18 protein-coding genes and 1 pseudogene are annotated in these 19,170 nt (G+C 53.6%); 6 read left to right on the top strand and 13 right to left on the bottom strand.

All coding sequences use genetic code 11. The annotated features are described in order from the left end of the window. Positions 1-72 precede the first annotated feature (72 nt). Positions 73-1,296 carry a TolC family protein gene (locus GHO03_RS12085; protein WP_228795938.1) on the bottom strand — a complete coding sequence of 408 codons (1,224 nt, stop codon included), beginning with the start codon at positions 1,294-1,296 and terminating at the stop codon, positions 73-75. A gap of 547 nt (positions 1,297-1,843) precedes the next feature. Between GHO03_RS12085 and GHO03_RS12090 the strand changes: the two genes are divergently transcribed. Both GHO03_RS12090 and GHO03_RS12095 read left to right on the top strand, forming a co-directional pair. Further along, positions 1,844-2,518 carry a heavy metal response regulator transcription factor gene (locus GHO03_RS12090; RefSeq protein ID WP_003444058.1) on the top strand — a complete coding sequence of 225 codons (675 nt, stop codon included), beginning with the start codon at positions 1,844-1,846 and terminating at the stop codon, positions 2,516-2,518. Next, positions 2,515-3,951, top strand: a complete 1,437-nt coding sequence (locus GHO03_RS12095; protein ID WP_095018414.1) for a heavy metal sensor histidine kinase — start codon at positions 2,515-2,517, stop codon at positions 3,949-3,951. Before GHO03_RS12090 ends, GHO03_RS12095 begins: the two co-directional genes overlap by 4 nt. A gap of 136 nt (positions 3,952-4,087) precedes the next feature. Here GHO03_RS12095 and GHO03_RS12100 read toward each other — a convergent pair whose 3' ends face one another. Further along, entirely contained in the window at positions 4,088-4,999 is a 912-nt protein-coding gene (locus tag GHO03_RS12100; RefSeq protein WP_016779308.1) for a cation diffusion facilitator family transporter, read from the bottom strand. A gap of 66 nt (positions 5,000-5,065) precedes the next feature. Beyond that, positions 5,066-5,215: a DUF3703 domain-containing protein gene (locus GHO03_RS25545; RefSeq protein ID WP_306452953.1), complete on the bottom strand. Its 150-nt coding sequence runs from the start codon at positions 5,213-5,215 to the stop codon at positions 5,066-5,068. 655 nt (positions 5,216-5,870) lie between these two features. Here GHO03_RS25545 and GHO03_RS12110 point away from each other — a divergent pair. Continuing rightward, on the top strand, positions 5,871-6,170 hold the full coding sequence (locus tag GHO03_RS12110) for a hypothetical protein (protein WP_050901279.1): 300 nt from the start codon (positions 5,871-5,873) through the stop codon (positions 6,168-6,170). Between the two features lie 335 nt (positions 6,171-6,505). On the opposite strand, the gene GHO03_RS12120 is transcribed toward GHO03_RS12110, so the two are convergent. From GHO03_RS12120 to GHO03_RS12135, 4 genes are all read right to left on the bottom strand, one after another. Then, entirely contained in the window at positions 6,506-6,862 is a 357-nt protein-coding gene (locus GHO03_RS12120; RefSeq protein ID WP_003444074.1) for a hypothetical protein, read from the bottom strand. Between the two features lie 49 nt (positions 6,863-6,911). Further along, positions 6,912-7,313, bottom strand: a complete 402-nt coding sequence (locus tag GHO03_RS12125) for a hypothetical protein (RefSeq protein ID WP_003444076.1) — start codon at positions 7,311-7,313, stop codon at positions 6,912-6,914. Between the two features lie 113 nt (positions 7,314-7,426). Further along, positions 7,427-8,155 (bottom strand): metallophosphoesterase family protein, encoded by a 729-nt coding sequence (locus tag GHO03_RS12130; RefSeq protein WP_016779305.1) that lies wholly within the window; start codon positions 8,153-8,155, stop codon positions 7,427-7,429. Between the two features lie 144 nt (positions 8,156-8,299). After that, positions 8,300-8,605 carry a hypothetical protein gene (locus tag GHO03_RS12135; RefSeq protein ID WP_169716047.1) on the bottom strand — a complete coding sequence of 102 codons (306 nt, stop codon included), beginning with the start codon at positions 8,603-8,605 and terminating at the stop codon, positions 8,300-8,302. A gap of 319 nt (positions 8,606-8,924) precedes the next feature. On the opposite strand from GHO03_RS12135, the gene GHO03_RS12140 reads away from it, so the two are divergent. Further along, positions 8,925-9,389 (top strand): helix-turn-helix domain-containing protein, encoded by a 465-nt coding sequence (locus GHO03_RS12140; protein WP_228795880.1) that lies wholly within the window; start codon positions 8,925-8,927, stop codon positions 9,387-9,389. Positions 9,390-9,501: 112 nt separating this feature from the next. On the opposite strand, the gene hrpB is transcribed toward GHO03_RS12140, so the two are convergent. The 6 genes and pseudogenes from hrpB to GHO03_RS12170 form a co-directional block, all read right to left on the bottom strand. Next, entirely contained in the window at positions 9,502-12,036 is a 2,535-nt protein-coding gene (gene hrpB / locus GHO03_RS12145) for an ATP-dependent helicase HrpB (RefSeq protein ID WP_016779303.1), read from the bottom strand. A 99-nt stretch (positions 12,037-12,135) separates the two neighbouring features. After that, the gene (locus GHO03_RS12150; RefSeq protein ID WP_029611212.1) at positions 12,136-12,558 is read right to left on the bottom strand and encodes a hypothetical protein; all 423 of its coding nucleotides are present in this window, start codon (positions 12,556-12,558) and stop codon (positions 12,136-12,138) included. Positions 12,559-12,735: 177 nt separating this feature from the next. Further along, the gene (gene qatC, locus GHO03_RS12155) at positions 12,736-14,004 is read right to left on the bottom strand and encodes a Qat anti-phage system QueC-like protein QatC (RefSeq protein ID WP_016779301.1); all 1,269 of its coding nucleotides are present in this window, start codon (positions 14,002-14,004) and stop codon (positions 12,736-12,738) included. Continuing rightward, a complete protein-coding gene (gene qatB / locus GHO03_RS12160) occupies positions 14,001-14,894 on the bottom strand; it encodes a Qat anti-phage system associated protein QatB (RefSeq protein WP_029611211.1) in 894 nt (297 codons plus the stop codon). Before qatB ends, qatC begins: the two co-directional genes overlap by 4 nt. Beyond that, positions 14,875-16,746: a P-loop NTPase fold protein gene (locus GHO03_RS12165; protein ID WP_016779298.1), complete on the bottom strand. Its 1,872-nt coding sequence runs from the start codon at positions 16,744-16,746 to the stop codon at positions 14,875-14,877. Before GHO03_RS12165 ends, qatB begins: the two co-directional genes overlap by 20 nt. Before the next feature lie 604 nt (positions 16,747-17,350). Then, a pseudogene (locus GHO03_RS12170) lies at positions 17,351-17,734 on the bottom strand (DEAD/DEAH box helicase); the annotation flags it as partial. Between the two features lie 79 nt (positions 17,735-17,813). Here GHO03_RS12170 and GHO03_RS12175 point away from each other — a divergent pair. Together GHO03_RS12175 and GHO03_RS12180 are read left to right on the top strand one after the other, a co-directional pair. Further along, positions 17,814-18,233 (top strand): polyribonucleotide nucleotidyltransferase, encoded by a 420-nt coding sequence (locus tag GHO03_RS12175; protein ID WP_094999406.1) that lies wholly within the window; start codon positions 17,814-17,816, stop codon positions 18,231-18,233. Between the two features lie 29 nt (positions 18,234-18,262). Then, the gene (locus GHO03_RS12180; RefSeq protein WP_094999407.1) at positions 18,263-19,165 is read left to right on the top strand and encodes a cation diffusion facilitator family transporter; all 903 of its coding nucleotides are present in this window, start codon (positions 18,263-18,265) and stop codon (positions 19,163-19,165) included. The last annotated feature ends 5 nt before the right edge of the window (positions 19,166-19,170 follow it).

Genomic DNA, 19,170 nt, shown 5'->3' on the forward strand with positions numbered 1-19,170 from the left:
GCTCAGTGGGCAGTCACGGATTACCGTGGCACTGCGATGCTGAGTAGCGGTTAAAAAAGTGTTATATGAAATTCAAGGGGTATGAGTGAGCTTGTCGACATCACCGAAAATTCGCTCGATACGCACCCAGGCGTCTGTCGCCTCGGCAATGGCCTGGATGTACTGGCCGCGCGCGCTGATTAAGGTGCGCTGGGCATCTAGCACATCTAGGAAGTTGAATTTCCCCATTTCGAAACCACGGGTAGCGGTATCTACAGCACTTTGCGCGGCAGGCAGGATGGTTTGATTGAACGACGTGATTTCAGTGTTCGCTGTCTTCCACTGAGCTAGAGTGGTCTGAATTTCTGTGCGCAGGCGTAACTCGCTGGCATTGCGAAGGTCGCGGGCCTGATCAGTTCGGCGGGCGGCTGCCAACACATTGCCCTGATTACGATTGAATAATGGGATGGGCATCGACAGCCCTACGACATTCACGCGCTCACGCTCCCGTTCATCGTATTGGCTACCTAAACTTACGGTTAGGTCAGGAATGCGCTGGGCTTTCTCCAAGCCAAGTGAGGCTTCACGCTGGTCAATTTGCAGCTTTGCCAACCGTAACTCCGCAGTCTGACCGATGCGATTAAGGAGCAGCGAAGGTTCCGGTACAGTTGGCATTGGCTGACTTGAATCACTTACAGACGCAAACGCCGGCAAAGGCACACCAATGACTCGAGCGAGTTGTTGATAGGCATTTGCCTCCTCTCGCTCTGCCCGTTTCAGCTCTAGGCGTACCTCCGACAACTGGACTTCTGCTCGCGTACCTTCAACAGGCGATGACTTGCCACTACTGATGCGACCTTGAGCTACATTCAAGCCACGCTGTGCGAGCTCAAGTGATTGACGTGATAACAGCAACCTTTGCTGAGCCGTAGATGTGTTGTAAAACGCCTGAATGACATCGGCACGTAGAACATTACGCTTGCGCTCCAATTCAATCTCGGCTGCATCTTGCGCTCGACTTGCCACTTCGATCCTAGCGCCTCGCTTACCACCAAGCTCGATCGGCTGATTGATCATCACCGTCGTAGTGCGCGAATTACGCCGGGTATCCTCAGCCTCCCAAGACAACTCAGGATTGGGAATCAAGCTCGCCTGCTGCCGATCTCCCTGAGTGATACCAATTTCCCACTGTGCTGCCGCTAGGTCAGGGTTGTTGGCAAACGCCATTTGAAGCACTTGATCCATTGTCAGCGCCTGTGAAACCGAACCAGCGGAAAAAGCCGTGCCTGATAGTGCAAACGTGCAACTTAGGCCTATTACCAACAAGGATTTTATGGTACGCAAGGGGGTAACTAACTTTCTAAGCCAACGCAATTTTATACTTCCTTTAAAGCGAATTTTCTCAACGTGATAACTGTAGAGTTCTTCATCTATCAACAAGGTGACTGAAGAATTACAAATATGTTATCCAGCTCTACTGCTGTAGGTTTTGCTCTAATATAGGAGGTGTTAAAAAAGAAAAACTTAAGGCGGAAATATGATGAAACAAAAATTCAGCAATTATCTGCCGAAGCGCACTTGTCGAATTGGGGTATTCATATGAGCTCTCTATGGATATATAGCCTATGGATTATTTCCCGCGACAGATTGTCGCAACCCTAGCTTTGGCGCCTCAAAACCGCAGCTTTGGCTTGACCCTAAAGCAGCTACAGGCTTTAGAGTGAAGGCTGTCATCTCGTAAGTTATTCAAACCATATGAAGATTGAGAATCTTATAAAAAGACAATACCAATCAGAAAACCACAGTATACGTTTATTACTTTTCTGAACCCCTTTAACTCTAGTCATTAAGAAGGTGAAATGTTATGCGAATCCTTGTAGTTGAGGACGAGCTCAAAACTGCCGAATACTTACATCAGGGACTGACTGAAAGTGGCTACATTGTTGATCGTGCGATAAATGGCGCGGATGGACTACATCTGGCGCGCCAACATGTTTATGATTTGGTGATACTTGACGTTAATCTTCCCGAACTTGATGGCTGGGGTGTTCTTGAACGTCTACGACAAAGCAGTAATGCCCGGGTCATGATGTTGACGGCCCGAGGGCGCCTAGCGGACAAGATACGCGGACTAGATTTGGGTGCCGATGATTATCTGGTTAAACCGTTTGAGTTTCCTGAGTTACTTGCACGGGTACGAACCCTGATGCGACGCAGTGAGCACATACCTGTCCCGCAGGTACTAAAAGTAGCCGACCTGGAACTAGACCAAGGACGTCATCGTGCTTTTCGCGGTGAGCAGCGCATAGATCTAACAACCAAGGAGTTTGCGCTGTTGCACTTGCTGATGCGCCAGACTGGAGAAGTGCTTTCTCGCACCCAAATCATTTCACTGGTCTGGGATATGAATTTTGATTGCGACACTAACGTTGTCGAGGTTTCAATCCGTAGGCTGAGGGCCAAAATAGATGACCCCTTCGATAACAAGTTGATCCACACCCTTCGCGGTGTTGGTTACGTATTAGAGGCGCGAGTATGAAGCCGGTCAGCCTGTCAATGCGACTAGGTTTGACAGTAAGTATCTTGGGGGCGTTGTTGGTAGTTTTTTTGGCTGTCTTGGCCTTTTTTGCGCTGACGCATGAGCTGGATAAGTTGGCAAAAAACAGCCTGATCAATAAGATGGAGCAGGTTGAACATAGCCTCTCGCTATACGATGACACGGCCGACGTAAATTCAAAACCGCATTCGTTACTGGATCAAGTCATGGGACATGACAATCTGAATCTGACCATCTATGATCTGAAAAACCTCAGGACGCCCTTACTGAAATTTGGGCCTGGATTGTCGGATCCGCGGACTGAGTTGAAAGCTGCGACTGCTGCCGTTGACAAGGTTTCCTATTCCACCAATTCAGATGGTGAAGGTCGACACTTCCTTACCGCATCCAAGCTCATCCCATTAAAGAACGGTGTAAGCGTTCCCGTATTGCTGTCGATGGATTGTGCGAACGATGAAGCGCTGCTCAGCGCGTACCTTAGGTCGACGATTATTGCACTACCGCTTTTACTAATACTCATCGGAGCAAGTGCTTGGGCCGTAGTACAACAAGGACTTTCTCCACTGAGAGAGTTCCGGAAGGTCGCCGCCATGATCTCGGCTCAAGATCTCAACCATCGACTTTCTGTTGTTAAAATGCCTCAGGAGCTTAGTGAGTTGGCTCATGGCATCAACTTCATGCTGCACCGGCTCGACAGCGGTATTCAGCAGTTGTCGCAATTTTCAGATGACTTAGCCCATGAATTACGATCCCCGATCACCAATTTGATGGGCAAGGCCCAGGTTACCCTTTCTCGGGAGCGTCCGGCAGAAGAATACAAAGCTGTGCTGGAGTCATGCACCGAGGAGTTGGGGCGTGTCACGCGAATTGTCTCGGATATGCTCTTCTTAGCTCAGGTCAGCCATCCCGCGGCACTTGTCCCGTTCGAAACAATCACCTTAGAAGATGAAGCATTTAAGGTGGTCGATCTGTTTTCACTGTCTGCGGAAGAGAAACGTATCACCCTGAATGTTACCGGAACTGGCAAGACGATTGGCGACAGGTTAATGATACAGCGAGCAATATCCAATCTATTGTCCAACGCAATTCGCCATTGCCCTGCGGGACAATCTATTTCAATTGTTATTGAAAACTATGCCGAACAGGTATCGCTACTTGTAGGCAACCCTGGAGCAGGAATCGAACCTCAGCATCTGTTGCACTTGTTTGACCGCTTTTATCGGATTGATACAAGTCGCTCGCGTGCTGAAGGTGGCACTGGTCTTGGCTTAGCTATTGTTCGATCGATCATGAACCTCCACCAGGGAACTGCGGATGTTCAAAGCATGCCTGGCAGCATGACCGTTTTCAGGCTGAGCTTCCCAAACCTCGACGGACAGACCACTTGGCAACAGGCTAGAAAGGTTCAAGGGTAAATTCCCGCAACAAACCTGTGCAACCCTCCCTGCACCACTGGACATGCGCCTGTGGTCAGGTTTTTTAATGTCCGCTGAGTTCTGAGTAAATCGCAGCAACCCCTACTCCGACATGAGATGTTTGCAAGATCCCGCTCTAGTGCTGCATGCCTTCGTTTTCTTCAAGCGCTGCATGAAACTGCAAGTTTTCCAGTTGAAGAGTCGTATGGCTGATATGGAATACCTCGCTCATCAGCCGAGTCACCTCAGCCAATATATCTTGCTCAGATCGGGAGCTACGCAAGATTACAAGGTGAGCACTCATGACATTCTTGCCGCTGGTCAGGGCCCAGATATGCAGGTCATGGATATCCTCAACGCCTTCAACCGCCCTGATGCACGCTTCCACTTCAGCGATATCGATGCCATCCGGAACCCCTTGCAACAGGATGTTCATGCTTTCTTTGAGCAAAACCCAGGTTCTGGGAAGCACCCACAGGCCGATAGCTGCGGCAACGATCGAGTCAACCCAAGTGAATCCGGTAAAACGAATGATCAATGCCGCCCCTATTACGCCCATGGAGCCCAACATGTCGCTCCATACTTCTAGGTACGCGCCTTTTACGTTAAGACTTTCGGCACTGGCAGACATTAGCAACCGCATTGAAACAAGGTTCACAACTAGTCCGATCACTGCGACGATCAGCATCCCTGTCGATTGGATTTCTGTCGGGGCTTTAAACCGCTGATAAGCTTCATACAAGATGTACACCGCCACCATGAACAACAAAATCGCGTTAAAAGCAGCTGCGAGGATCTCAAATCGTGCATAGCCGAATGTCCGCTTTTTATCCGCAGCGCGTTTGGCAATTTGAATAGCTATCAATGAAATAGCCAAGGCAGTGGAATCGGTTAGCATGTGAGCCGCATCGGATAACAACGCCAAGCTGCCTGTCACAAAAGCCCCAATGACCTCCGCGATCATGAAGCTTGTCGTTAACACCAAAGCGATCCACAATTTTTTCTCGTGTCCTGCACGAGCTTGACCGTGACTATGACCAGCGCTCATATGACTCTCCATGCGGGTGAAAGGATGCGGCAACTACTCAAAAGATCGTCAGCGGGTCAATCTTCGTCAAGAAGAGATTTCGGTTTTGGAGAGAGGCATCAACTGAAAAGCGCTTATTTTGGCACGACCTGTGTTCCCCCAAGGCACCCATACTCTAGAAAATAGCAGCACTGCAAATACGCGTATTATTTGTACCAAAACTTCCCGAAACCCCACCTGTCATGATGCCTACGCGCAACATCCAAACATGGGATTATGTATGCAGGAGGGTACGACGTTACGTAAGGATATGCGCACGTTCCAGCCAACAGTAGCCGCCCCCATAATCCTTGGAACGAACCGCTATACGGGCTTCGCCGAAGCCCTCATGAAGGTCTGTCGTCTCCCCATGGATCGAATTTGTCCCCATACCTAGCGTGTAAGGCGCGATTGCGTTCGATCCGCCTAATCCACGGATCGTAGTCCTCTGGCAATGCGGCGAGATTAGCGCTAATGATCATTTGCACTGTTTCGTCACGCAGTAACCTACTGGTCAGCTCGCGGCATTCGCCACGCGTCACCACACCATAAGCGGCGTGATTGTCTTTAACGTAGAGATCGGTCATTCCTACCCGCATATGGCCATATTTGTGTACGTCATCCGGGTAGATGTCCTCTAGGCTGAGATATCCCATACCAACTCCGGGCTAAGAATGTAATCGCTGAATAACACTGCCTGTACGCTCCGCAATGTTCAAAGGTGCCACCGATAGCGTGCACCATCATTGAAGTCGTCCCTTCGCGCCAGCGCCTACAAAAACCAGCTCACAACAAGCGACTTAGTGTGCGCATGATAGCCTCAACTCAGTTATCACCGTTCCGAGAATTCGCTTTGAACACACCTGACGCACTTGCCGATTTCAACACACTTATCAACGCACCGAAATTTTCCGACGACCCCGTTGGGAACCGCCAGAAGAAGCGGTGGCAGCTCATTGCTGGCGACATTTTCAAAAGCACTTCCATCGAAGCCCTGCTGGAGGCGAGAGGAAAAGCTGAAGGCTACATCCATGGCTTGGTGGACGCCGGGCATATTTCAACAACCGATACCGACCGCGACTATCTAATCCTGTGCGCGATTCGTAGGCGCCGTGGTTTTTTGCAACAGCTGCTGAACGAGCTCGGTTACTGAGCTAAGGCGAGCGTTACAGGACAGATGCCGCTTGAAGCGCTCCGCATGGTGGACTCGGAGCGCAGCAGACTAAAACCGTAAGAGGCCTAGCAAGCGAAAGTTCAGAGGTTTGAGGGAGCTCGAGCAATGAGCTTGTCCTGAATCGACAGCCACTCCTCCATTGAAATGAACACCGCAGTCCTGCGTTCTCCATCAACGAAAACTGGTTTGCGAGTCGTGATCACCTGGTCGAGCAACTCGTCAAAATGGGCTATTGCCCTAACGACTGACCATCGTTCATCTGGCATATGACACGGCCCTACCAGGTTATCAAATGATGGCTTTCATACTACCGATTAGGATCTATCGGCGGACTGGAGAAGCTTCAAAAAGCTAGCTCTGCCCAGGTCTCGCCTGAAGCTAGTGATGACGTAATTACCATCTTGAGTCTCGAGCAACCAAAACCGGCCCTCTTTTCTCGCTGACTGAATTTTACCTGTGAGAAGAATGGAACCATCCACCCTGTGGTATGCATCGTCACGCTTCGAATGGTCGAAGGACACCCCGACGCATGTGTCATCTGCAATAAAAGCGTCGCTGATGAATGCCGTGACAGGCACCGTGTATTTGCGAAAGCTTGCTCGCACCAAACGGTGCAGCTGAAATTCGCTGACATCTTTACTATGAAATTCCAGCTCAATTACTTCAGGCATCCAACTCAAGCTCCAAAACGACCATGAATACACCGTCGGCCAGCATCGCTCACCCTACCTTCATTGAAAAAGCGGCACCAATGCCAGCCTCTTTTCTCAGTCCAGGCCCAAGCAGGAGATAGACAGTATTTTTGGTTTCAAACATGTAAGCGTTGGAAGACACGCCGAAATTACTGCGTACCCACATGGTGGGTTGAAATCGATTACGGCTATCGAGCACGACCTCATGGGCGAACAGGGTCGCGGGCAATAGACCAAGCCCGGTGAGTTTTTCCTTCTCCGCAGGTGTCACAGTGAGGTCGATCAGGATCCACTGCTCCACAACACAGAAGGCTTTGCCAGGGAAGGCGTTTGCGGCCAATGCAATTAGTTCGTCCTGGGTGCCCTGCCAGCCAGGCATCTCTTCCCCTACGCCGTAAAGCAGCTGCGAGATTTCATTTAAAGTGACCATTCACAACCCTCAAATTCGCTCTAAATACCGACCGTTCGAGCAATCTCATACCCGCTAGTTTTGATCTAGCGACTACGAGCCTAAAGCATGGAACTGCAGAGAAATACTCACCATCAAACCTCTACCAAGCACTCAGGATCGAAGCCTGTACTTTGCCCCCGATATCCGCGCGGATTTGAAAACACTCGGCACCCGTTCTTAAGGAAGTCTGCTGCAAAATGCGTGTGTCCATGTATCCACAGATCAGCCTTACTAAGTAGCTCTGACCAATCGTTCGCATAGGCTGCAGCCAGATGTCCGGGGTGATCGTCACCCAGACGATCCAACACTGGTGCATGGTGTGTGACCACCACTGTTTTGCCGTCGAAAGGTCTATTAAGCTCTTGGGTTAACCATCGGTGAGCCCTCATTGATTTCGCGACTAGGTCATCTGGACGCAGGCGTCTGTAATCCAAGTCGGCTCGAATCACCAAGAAATCGTTCATCGAATCCCAAGCAACGCGCTTTGCCGCAACCACATCACCAGTAGCCGAATAATCCGTCCAGGCCGTTGTGACCAAAAAGCGTGTGCCATCGAGAATGAGCATCTCGTTTTCGAGTACATGCACATGGGGCAATGCAGCGTTTTTCATCTTTCGCAGTGTGTGACCTATGTGGCCGCCGTAATATTCGTGATTGCCACACACATAGATAACAGGGCACTGGAATGTGTCGTTCGCCCATGAGACTCCACGCGATTTGATATCAATATCGCCGGCGAGAATCACTACGTCCGCGTCGCTGGTAGGAGGTTCGAATCGCGAGAATTCGTTATGCAAATCTGAATAAATTTGCAGCTTCATAGCATTTTTCTCTTTATGTAGCAGCAGTAGCTAACGAGCCCACTCGCAGTTCCATGCCAGCCTAGTGCGACCGCTGATGCGCCGTAAAAAGATTAAGTGACATCATCCAGAGTCACAGCCATGTGTCCTCCTGATCATGGAACTTCATTGCCTTGCGCTCGTGTAGATCCGGCCTACATCCGTTACGAACTCGTAGACCGGATTCCTTTCGGTACCGGCCTGAATCCGAATATCGGATAGAGGCTCCATGGTGTATGAGCCCTGATTATTCTTTGCAGGCGGCTGGATAAGATGGATTTTGCTCACGCTCAGGAAATTACCAACCTCTGCTGCGCGCATCATTTGGATGGTGCTCACATCCGTGACGAGATGCGCAACCGGGCCTATGCATCCATCCTCCCATCCCATGCCTTCGATCAGAAATGAGTATTCACAACGACTGATGTCCACTGATCTCCAGAGCATCCGAACACTCTCCGGCGCTTTAAATTGCCCCTGCAGTTCACTGTTATAAGTTACAAACACGGCAAAAAACCCAGTCCTTGCCCTGCCAAACCTTTGATCGGCTTAGCTCAAGGCGATCCTCTAGATAAACGCTGCTAATACATTTGGCAGCCAGATAGGGAAGCTGCTGAAGCATCCCCAATTTGCGGGTCAGCGCGCCGCCCATTGAATGGACATGATAAGGAAGCAGCTCACCAATAACAACATATGATATTTGGTGGGCCTACACGACTGTGGCTCTATTCTTCCTTTTGAGATACTGAACGTGAAGGAAGAGCTAGCCATCACCCTACGCACCATCCGGAAACTGAAAGGATTAGGTTATGAAGCCCTAGCAGGGACTATCAGCCAGAGCAACCTAAGCTTGCTGGAACAAGGGAAAATCCAGGCTACGCTACCGACCCTTGTAAAAGTGGCCGAGACGCTCGGTATCAACCTTCTTACGCTCATGGCGTTGTGCTTGGCGATCCGTGACAAAGAATCTCCCGAGTCCGAGTTGAAAAAGGCGCAAAAGGAACTCCTTTGCTTCATAGAGTCGGGGGGACTCAATATCATGGAGGATCAAATGCAGGATGGCGCGTTGAAAAAGCGCGGTCGTGGCACTCGAGCGAACGCCCAGAGCGTCAGTGCTGTGATTAGCCTGAGAAAGCAGGGCAAGACCCAAGCGGAAGCTGCCCGTGAACTAGGCCTGCCCACATCGACGGTTCAGCGGTATTGGCAGAAGGACTGATCCTTCGGGGGATGACCTTTGACTGCGCCACGCTCCATCAACTGCCAACCGGTAAACAAGCTCTCATTTCGCAGAGTTATAATACGATACCTATAAATTGCCTGAAGCCTAGCTATGTTCCTCTCGGTTTAGCTCGTGCGGTAGCTTCCGCGATCAAAGGGTCATCAGGCCAAAAATGCTTTGGGTACCTACCCTTTAAATCCTTCTTCACCTCGATGTAGGTCGACGCCCAGAAGTTCGCCAAGTCCTGAGTAACCTGTACCGGACGGCGTGCCGGTGACAGAAGATGCAGCTTGAGCACCTGTCGTCCATTCGCAATGCGTGGCGTATCCAATTGCCCGAACAGCTCCTGGAGTCGCACTGCAAGAACCGGAGGTCGCTCACTGTAGTCGATTCGAATATTCGATCCAGACGGTACCGAAACCGTCTGGGGCGCCTGGGAATCAAGCTGCTGCGGAAGAGGCCAGAGCAGAAGGTTGCGCAGGACGGACGATAAGTCGAGCTGGCCAAAATGACTGAGGCGAGTGACTTTACCGACATATGGCCCCAACCACTCTTCCAGGGACTGCAGCAATGCCTCATCACGTAGGTCAGGCCACTCACTTCGGTTACCCGACTCTTCATCCAATATGCGCAGCAACTCCACCCTCGCCTGCCACTGGCGAAGCTCGGGCGTCCAGGGCAAAAGCTCCAAACCCTTACGACGAACAAAGTTAAGCAACGCCTGTACACGAGCCTCATCGCCCAGGTTGGCCAGTTGTGAGCGGGACAAAATCAACTCCCCTACTTTCACTTGTCGCTCAGCGCGCAAAGCACCTTCCCGCTCATCCCAGTAGAGCTCGTCCACCTGGGTAACCTGTTCTTTCAGCACAGTCTCGAACAATGCTTCGTCCAAGTCGGCCGCGAGGTAGATTCGCTCTTCCCGCTGCCCCTGTCGGCTACCCAAGTCAGCGATCACCAGCCACGAATGCTTCATCAGCACATCGGTCTCGGTGAACATCGCCGCACGACCATTCGCCAAACGATACTCAGCCCCGCCAGCGCGGCGCTGTTGCGCTACCCGATCGGGATAGGCCAAGGCCAGCAGGCAGCCCACCCATTGAGGGTGGTTTGAATCAGCGACTGGCTGCGATGCTTGGCCGCGCAAGAATGACCGATATTGCCTAGCGAGTTGCTTCGCGCGTTGGCCCCCCCCTTGCTCCCCGCGCTGTGCTCTCTGCTCACCGGACATGATGGCCAAACGGCTGTGAAGGTCTGCTCCACCACCACGCTGAATATCGCGCTCGCCGAGCAACGCTGCAATGTTACACGCCGTCTCAGTCAGACCCAGCTCGTGACCTCGCAATAGGAGATGAGCAATCCGTGGATGACTCGGCAGCTCTGCCATAGCTTGCCCGTGCTTTGTCAGTTGCCCATCTGGTTGCAACGCGCCAAGGCGCCGAAGCAAATCGCTCGCTTGGGAGTAAGCAGCTGCGGGCGGAGCATCAAGCCACTTCAGGTCACCCGGCTGCACGCCCCACTTCGTCAATTGGAGAGCTAAGCCTGTGAGATCTGCCTGCTGAATTTCAGGTGAACTGAAAGCGGGAATCTGATCATGCTGGGCTTCAGACCAGAGTCGATAGCACACACCTGGCTCGATTCGGCCTGCTCGACCAGCGCGCTGAGTTGCACTTGCTTTGGATATGCGTTGAGTGTCCAAGCGGGTCATACTGCTGCGAGGGTCGAAGCGAGGAACCCGCTCAAGTCCTGCATCGATAACGACACGCACACCGTCGATGGTAATACTCGTCTCAGCGATGTTCGTTGCCAGTACTACCTTCCGCTTTCCTGATGGGGCAGGATCAATCGCAGCCCGCTGCTGATTCAGGTCGAGCTCGCCGTGAAGAGGGCAAAGAAGTACGTCAGGCTGAAGGGATGGAGAGTTGCTCAGAGCCTCTTCCAAGCCCGTCACGACTCGACGAATCTCCGCTTGGCCTGGAAGGAAGACCAGCACGCTGCCGGTCTGTTCAGCGAGCGCATCCAAGCACGCACTGATGACTCGCGGCTCGATGTACTCACCCGGCTGTTGGGGCTTGCTCCAGATCGTCTTAACCGGAAACATCCGGCCCTCGCTGGTCACGATTGGAGCATCATCAAGCAAGCGCGATAGCCTCTCCCCTTCAAGTGTTGCCGACATCAGCAGCACCTTCAGTGGTGCATCATCGCGGAAGAGTTCGCGGCCATTGAGAGTCAGAGCTAGGGCTAGATCCGCATCCAAATTTCGGAGGTGGAATTCATCGAAGATCACCAAGCCGACACCGTCGAGAGAAGGATCGCTCTGCAGACGGCGCGCCAGGATCCCCTCTGTCACCACCTCAATTCGCGTCTTCGGCCCGACCTTACTATCCAGGCGAATGCGATACCCAACGGTCTCACCGACCTTCTCACCAAGCTCACTGGCCATTCGCTCCGCAGCTGCGCGCGCTGCAAGCCGTCGTGGCTCGAGCATGATAATCGTCTGCCCTCGCAGCCAAGGCTCGTTGAGCAAAGCGAGCGGGACGAGCGTCGTCTTACCGGCACCTGGCGGTGCTTGGAGCACCACTTCATCTCGTTTGTGGAGGGCTTCAAGAAGAGCCGGCAACGCGGCATTGATCGGCAATGAACTCATGTGTACTCCTGCGACATGCGGGGCAGTATACAAAGGTTCGTCTGGTAGCGGCTCTGCGTGGCAGATTACTGGCCAAACCGGCCCGCTACCCGCCATTCTTCAGTTGCTGAAGAAGCCTTTTGCCACATCCAGAATCCCGCCCGAAACAAACAAACCAATAATGATTTGCTTATGCTCGGCGAAGAAACTCCACTCATTCAGTCCTAAGCCAACCCCGAGAAGAAGGCTCGTAATGAGCATGTATCGCCACGTTGGAGCGAAGATCTTGACGAGATTTGCAACCGAAGTGTGCTTGATGAATTCATCGACATGCTCATTGTAAGCACGCCCCAGGATGACAGCAGTCACAAGCAGAGCACCGGCCAATCCAAGTGCCATCCACTGGGTTAGCGGAACAAAAAACAACGCGCCACTCCCCACAAAAAGCCATTTACCAAGCGCGGCGAGCTTCTGGCTGTAATCCTGCGCGACCTGCTCAAAGCACCACGGCATACGCGGATCGAAAAACCCAGCATCCAACATGCACTTCTCCACAGCTCTCATTAATGTCGTAAAAAGGTACTCCCTAGCTGACTTACCAGCGCACATCAGCCTTCACGGCCTTGTAAAGGTCAACCCGTGAGGTTACCTATGTCGATGCCGCACTTGAAGCACAGCATCGACTCGCACTGAGCTTTACGAGGCGTTGCGATGAATCAGCTAGGTGATTTGGTAGGCCCGGTGCAGGTGGCCAAGCTCGTTCAATCCTCTAGCAAGCATCGCATTGTAGCCAGCTCGATCCTGGATAAAGGGCGAAAAGAGACAATGTCCCAGCCAGTGCTCAAATCCCTCTTGGGCAACATTGGCTAACGCCATGCCAACAGATCGCACGTCCTCAAACTTCCCGTGCTGCAGATCATCCTGACTTAGGTTGTCGTAAACATACCGGGTGTCGTCGCCTATCGCAGCCCAGCGTTTGAAGGAAGCACGACGCACCTGGCAAGGCACACACCGCCCACAGTGCTTGTAGCCGAAACGTTGGAAACGCCCGCAACTGGTTGAGGCCACAGCATGCTCTTTGAGCAGCTCTTGGTTTCGGCATGCGGCGAGCATTTCACCCTTGGTCATTAGGGCATAAGGGTTTCGGATTTGCACATTGATGCTGGCAGCATCAAAGATCTGTTGGAGCCGTCCAAGGTACTCAGGATGTGCTGTTCTTGTGCTCAGGCTCCCCAACCTCGACATCGTTAAGGGAGGGTTAATGGCAATGAAGCCGTTCTCACAGATGTAGAGTGGGACTGTCTCACCCCGATGGTAACGATCAAGCGAGGTCGCCACCGCAAGTCCAAATGCCAAGAAAATGATTGAGCGCGCACGCTGCGAAGGCTCTTGTTGGCCAGGGGACTTGGTAACGTGATTGAGGCCAATCCGGTTCAAACCCAGGCTCTTCGCGAAGGTGGCCTGCTTCTCTCCATCGCCTCTCACAATCTGGCTAACCGCGTAAGGCTTCACGCCCTGCTCCACCAAGTCGATGGCACCAATCAAGCTGTCTAGCCCGCCCGACAGCAGCACCACTGAATCTTCGCTTGGGTGCAAGGCCTGCAGCTGAGCAGGAGGGCCAAAACCGCCCGCATGGAAAGAAAGCGTCCAACGATCCGTGGTGAGGAAACGCAAAGCCCCTTCAAGTGCTCGCGCCTGGCTATTCCAGAAAACCGTATCCTGAACGGCGATCTCGAGATTGATCACGCGCGTCCAAGCATCAGCGCTCTTTGCCCGAATAGCAGTGAAGTCTGCCGCCACTACCGCAAGCGCAATGCTTAGGAAATCCCAAGCTTGGGGATTGATCTCCAGGTGGGCTTTCTCCAGAAGCTCTCGAGCATAACCACCTACGCTTACCTGCCCTTTCTCTGCCTTGCCGTAGATCACCACCTGAATGGCATCTTCGGCGCCCGGCACACTGAAGCCAACTGGGCCGCACACGAATTTCATTCTACGTACCCCTCAAACACTTCAAAGGTGTCTTGCAACGCTTGCGTGACCATCTGGGATATTCGACCCGTGGTCAAACGCGCACTCGATGCAGCGATCTTGCGGAACGATGCGGAGACGCACTCTCTGATGTAATCCTTGATCTCCTTCAAGCGACGCACTGCAATGGACGCCGACTTGGCCTTTTCCTGGATAGTTTTGCCTAGGTCGAGCTCAAACCGATGGAACACGTCCATCGCAGTAAAACGCTCGATGGCAAACTCCCGCTGCTCAACCGACAGATTGAGTAGATCGGCATCTGGATAACGCACTAGAACATCAGAAAGCGAGCCTCGAATGGAAGCACGCTCGGCCTCTGCATCTTGGGTACCGTCCACTGGACGCACCGCTTCAACCAGCGCATCCATGACCTCAGAAGCAGATTTGCCCTGCCACAGGGCAGGATCAAGCACGGCTGGGCCGGTTTGATTATTACTACCAGCGACAGCTTCCAGCGTGTTGCCAAACACACCCGCGATCGACGCAGTGCCGCCAAAGCGAGCAGTGGTGGTTTTGGCGCCGCCGTACCCATGACGCACATACTCCCGAAGGCTCTTGCGCAAGCTACCGCGATCACCATTGCTCGCGTAGTCGCCAAGGCCACGTCGGGCACCACCGAATCGCCCTGGCGGCGCTAGGGGTGGAGGTGCCTGCGGCATTGGTCTGGGATCATCGACAACGTCATCGCCGTCTTTAGGCTCGTCCTTATCCGGTTCAGGTGGCCCATCGTCATGAGGGTCATCCTCCGGAGGCTCTGGCGGCTTAGAAGGTAACGGCGGCAGCGGAGGTGTCCACGGTGGTACAAACGGCAGGCCTTTTCCAGGCCCATCGTTATTTTGTGAGGTTCCCATCGAATTTCCTTATTGCAGCCTTCACCGGCCCGCTGACGTCAGCCGTCAGCCAGAATTCGTACACCGACTTTGCCCATGTTTCATCGGTTAGCTTCGGCACAATACCCGCTTGGATTTGGGCAGGCGGACGCTCCTTCAGAAATGCAGCCAGTCGATGCCCCTGCTGGGCATCAAGCCGTCCAACAACCAGCAAAGCTTCAAGAATGTCTGGGACGCCCCACTCTTGTTCACCGCCCGCCTTATCCAGGAGGCGATCCATCAGCACGTTGATCTCGACCGGTGCGATGAGCGCCAACCGGCTTTTGAGATGCATGGCCATTCCCGGCGTTTCGAGTAGCGCGGTCAGCAACTCCGCTGCTTCCGACGAAAGCCGATCTTCGTCCGTAATGATCGGCGCATGCTCACGACTGACGTAAATCGCTCCACGCAGGTCTTTGTCCGCCAATGCAGGAGGCAGAGCTAGCCACTCTTTCACGAAAAGCTGATCCCAGGGCTGCAGCAGTGACAGATTCTTGCCTTTTTTGATATCCGCTTCCCACTCGCCGAGCATGGCTGGCTTGCCATTTTTATCGGTAGCCACGGCTTTCATCAGTTCCTCGTAAGCCTTGGGATTGCCGCTTCGCTCGAACAGCATCAGCTTAACCAGCACAGCCTCGTCGACACCGACACCTTGGGCGCGAGAGATGCTCATCCGGATAGCTAGGGCGTTCAGGAAACGCTTGATGAGTCGGGGGTTACCCTGGATACCAGAAGCCGACGTCATGACAGCGGCCAGGCGCTCAGCAGTGTCAAACTTGCCGATCAGCTCTGTTGGGTAGTCGTTGTACAAGCCTTGCATAAAGGCGCGATCTACCCGACTACCCTGCCAAGTTGTCCGAAGCTGCCCGCGTACTTTGATACGGATTTCTTCGAGCACGTCCTTGGGGAGCGTGCTGTTCTCCAAGAACAGCATCATCATGTAGGCCCTGACTTCCTGGGTGCCCAGAGGAGGAACCCTAATCGGCACCTGAATCAGCTTGTCGAAGTAGCTGGTGACGAGGACATCGTCAGGCACACCGCTGAAGTGCTTGCGAACGGCGTGCTTGATCATCTCGTTGTCAGCGGCAATCACGAATGCCGTGTTGCGCAGGAACAGGAAGAGTCGGATGGCTTCCAGTGTAGAAATCGTCGTTTCGGGTAGACAGCGATCCAAGTCGTCGATCAGCACGACCAGCGTAACACCCAGATCATCCAAGATAGCCTCAAAATTATCCCTGAGCGCTTGAATCTCTTTCGGTGGAGACTTCTTGGGAGGCGCGCTATGAAAGAGTTTCTCAGCCTCCTGCTTGGCCTGCTCAGCAGTGTCGTGCAGTGTTTCAATCGTGTCCTGATCAACCGTTCCGGATCGAAGTCGATCAACCAGCCCGATGATCTCGCCCAGCAGCCCAGGTGTCGGTGCACCAGTCGCAAACGAAATGGCCGTGCTGCTGGCGAGCTTCGCAGCACGCAACCAATCGACACGTGATACCAACTCAGCTGCTTTTTGCAGCCCCTTTGCTCGCTTCTGGGCCTCAGCCTCTAGGCGTGATGCGATCACATCCATTAGGGCGGCTCGGGCGTCGTCGTAGCCCTGGTATAGCCACGCATTGAACTCGACGAACACGAAGTCCTTAGCCTGCTTCTCATTGCGCTCGGGCGGGTCTTTAAGGGACGCCTGGATCAGCTTGATCATCGACGACTTGCCCGCTCCCCAAGCACCGGACACGCCGATGGAAATTGGACGGCCGTTCGCCTGATAGACGATCTCGGCAACTGTGTCAGCAACCCCAGAGAAATTAAGGAAGTCTACTTCCGTCTCGTTATCAACCCACATAGCGACCCTCCCTGGAAGTCTTTGACGTGAAGCGATGGCAACAACGCGCCATAGTAGCCCTCGCGCTGAGCAATTGGCCACTACCACAGCGTTTCGGGTTGTGAGTTCTCAGCAAGGTTGTTCAGGGTGAGGTAACAACCCACTTTCAGCGTTCGTTCAGCCTGAAGATGGCGAGAGTAGTATCGCTTGAGATTACTCAAATGAGGGCGGGGGTGGGGGTGGGGGTGGGATGATGACAGGGTGTGACTGCGGAATTTGGAAGGGAAGGTGAATTATAGGTGCGTCAGGACGGGATTAGGACGTCGTCACTCTATGGAGTCACCGTGCTGAACCCGCATCCGCCTTCTTACCTCCAGATCTTGCCTTTGTCATCCACTTGTCATCCACTCTCCCGTTCATGAATTTCAATCTGCTGCTGATCCAAGGAAATCACTCGGATTGCGACGACATAGCGCACCCTACTTCATCTAGCATATCGGGGAGGTGGGTAAAGAAATCGCAGGATGATGGAGCTAAAGGGGAAGAAGGAGCAGGAGCATCAATGCCTTGTGGGCAGTGATTGATTATCCTGATAAGCAAAAGCAGAAACAGAACAAATCAGCAAATCATGGAATTCGTCAAAAATCAGCAGGCCCACCCCTTCCAGCGACGGATCGTGCTGCAGACGGCGAGTCAGGATACCCTCGGTGACCACTTCGATACGGGTGTTGGGGCCGACCTTGCTGTCGAGGCGTATTCGGTAACCTACGGTTTCGCCGACTTTTTCACCCAGTTCACTGGCCAGCCGCTCGGCCGCCGCACGGGCCGCCAGGCGCCGGGGTTCGAGCATCAGGATCTTCTGCCCGGCCAGCCACGGCTCGTTGAGCAGGGCCAGCGGCACACGGGTGGTTTTACCGGCGCCGGGCGGCGCTTCGAGCACGGTTTCATGGCGCTCGGCCAGGGCCAGGCGCAGCGCAGGTAAAACTTCATCAATCGGCAAAGAAATCATGGTGGCTCCAGAACAGAGCGGCGAGTATAACGGCGAACAGTAATGATCCAGTCCTTTGAACATGTTTGAGGTTTTAAGTATGCGTATGCCTTCGCGAGTAATCGGCGGTGTCGTGGTTGCGGCACTGTTCACCCAATTGACTGCTTGCGGCAGTATTTTCTTTCCAGACCGCCGCGGCCAGATCGACGGCAAGATCGACCCCATGATCGTCGTACTGGATGCCGTGGGCCTGCTGTTTTATGTGATCCCGGGGCTGATCGCCTTCGGTGTCGACTTCGCCACCGGCGCAATTTATTTCCCGCCGGGCAAGACCGCACAAATCGCCCCGGAAAAACTGCGCGAAGCCATCGGCGCAGACGGCAAGGTGGATAACGCCAAGCTCCAGGCCATCCTTGAAAGCGAACTGGGCCGCAGCTTCCCGCTGAACGATCCACGCCTGATCCAGCACCGGGGCAGCGCCCAGCAACTGGCTATGTATGGTTTGCAGCCAGCAGCCTGAAGCACGTCATCATTCATCAGGAAAGCACCATGACCAGCAGCCCGGAACACGCCCGCCTGTTACGTCTGGCTACCCGCGCATCAGTGGCGGTGGCCAGCCTGTTGATCGTAACCAAGGCCATCGCGTGGTGGCTCAGTGGCTCGATCAGCATGCTCGCCGGCCTGACCGACTCGCTGCTCGATGGCGTAACTTCGTTTCTCAATTTGCTGGCCGTGCATTACGCGCTGCGTCCCGCCGATGAGGATCACCGATATGGTCACGGCAAAGCCGAGTCCCTGGCGGGCATGGCGCAAGCGCTGTTTATTGGCGTGAGTGCAGTGCTGATTGCCTTTCAGGCGGTGGAACGGCTGAAAAACCCGGAGCCGGTAGGCGCACCGTGGATCGGAATTGGCGTCATTGTCTTTTCGTTGCTGATGACCGTGGCACTGCTGGTGCTGCAACACCGGGTGATCAAGGCCACGGGATCCAACGCGGTGCGCGCCGACTCGCTGCATTACCGCTCGGACCTGATGCTCAATGGCAGTATTTTGCTGGCGCTGGTGCTGGCCAGTGTAGGTTTCCCGCAGCTGGACGCCTGGTTTGGCCTGGGGATTGCGGTGTATATCCTGTGGAGCGCACTGCAGATCGCCCGTGAGAGTTTTGCCGTGTTGATGGATCAGGAGTTACCCACGGATGTCAGTGAAAACATGCTGAATCTGGCCTGCAGCGTGCCCGGCGTGCTCGGCGCCCACGACCTGCGCACACGGATCTCGGGCAATACCTGGTTTGTGCAGTTTCACCTGGAGCTGCCGGGTGAACTGACGTTGTCCGCAGCCCATAGCATCTGTGACCGCGCGGCTGAAGCCATTGAACAGGTCTATCCGCGGGCCGAAGTACTGGTGCATGCAGACCCGAAGGAAGTGGTCAAACCGAGGCTGAGCAAGGCTCCGTAGCAGGC

The sequence above is a fragment of the Pseudomonas sp. FSL R10-1339 genome (assembly GCF_009600545.1).
GTDB classification, from domain to species: Bacteria; Pseudomonadota; Gammaproteobacteria; order Pseudomonadales; family Pseudomonadaceae; genus Aquipseudomonas; species Aquipseudomonas bubulae.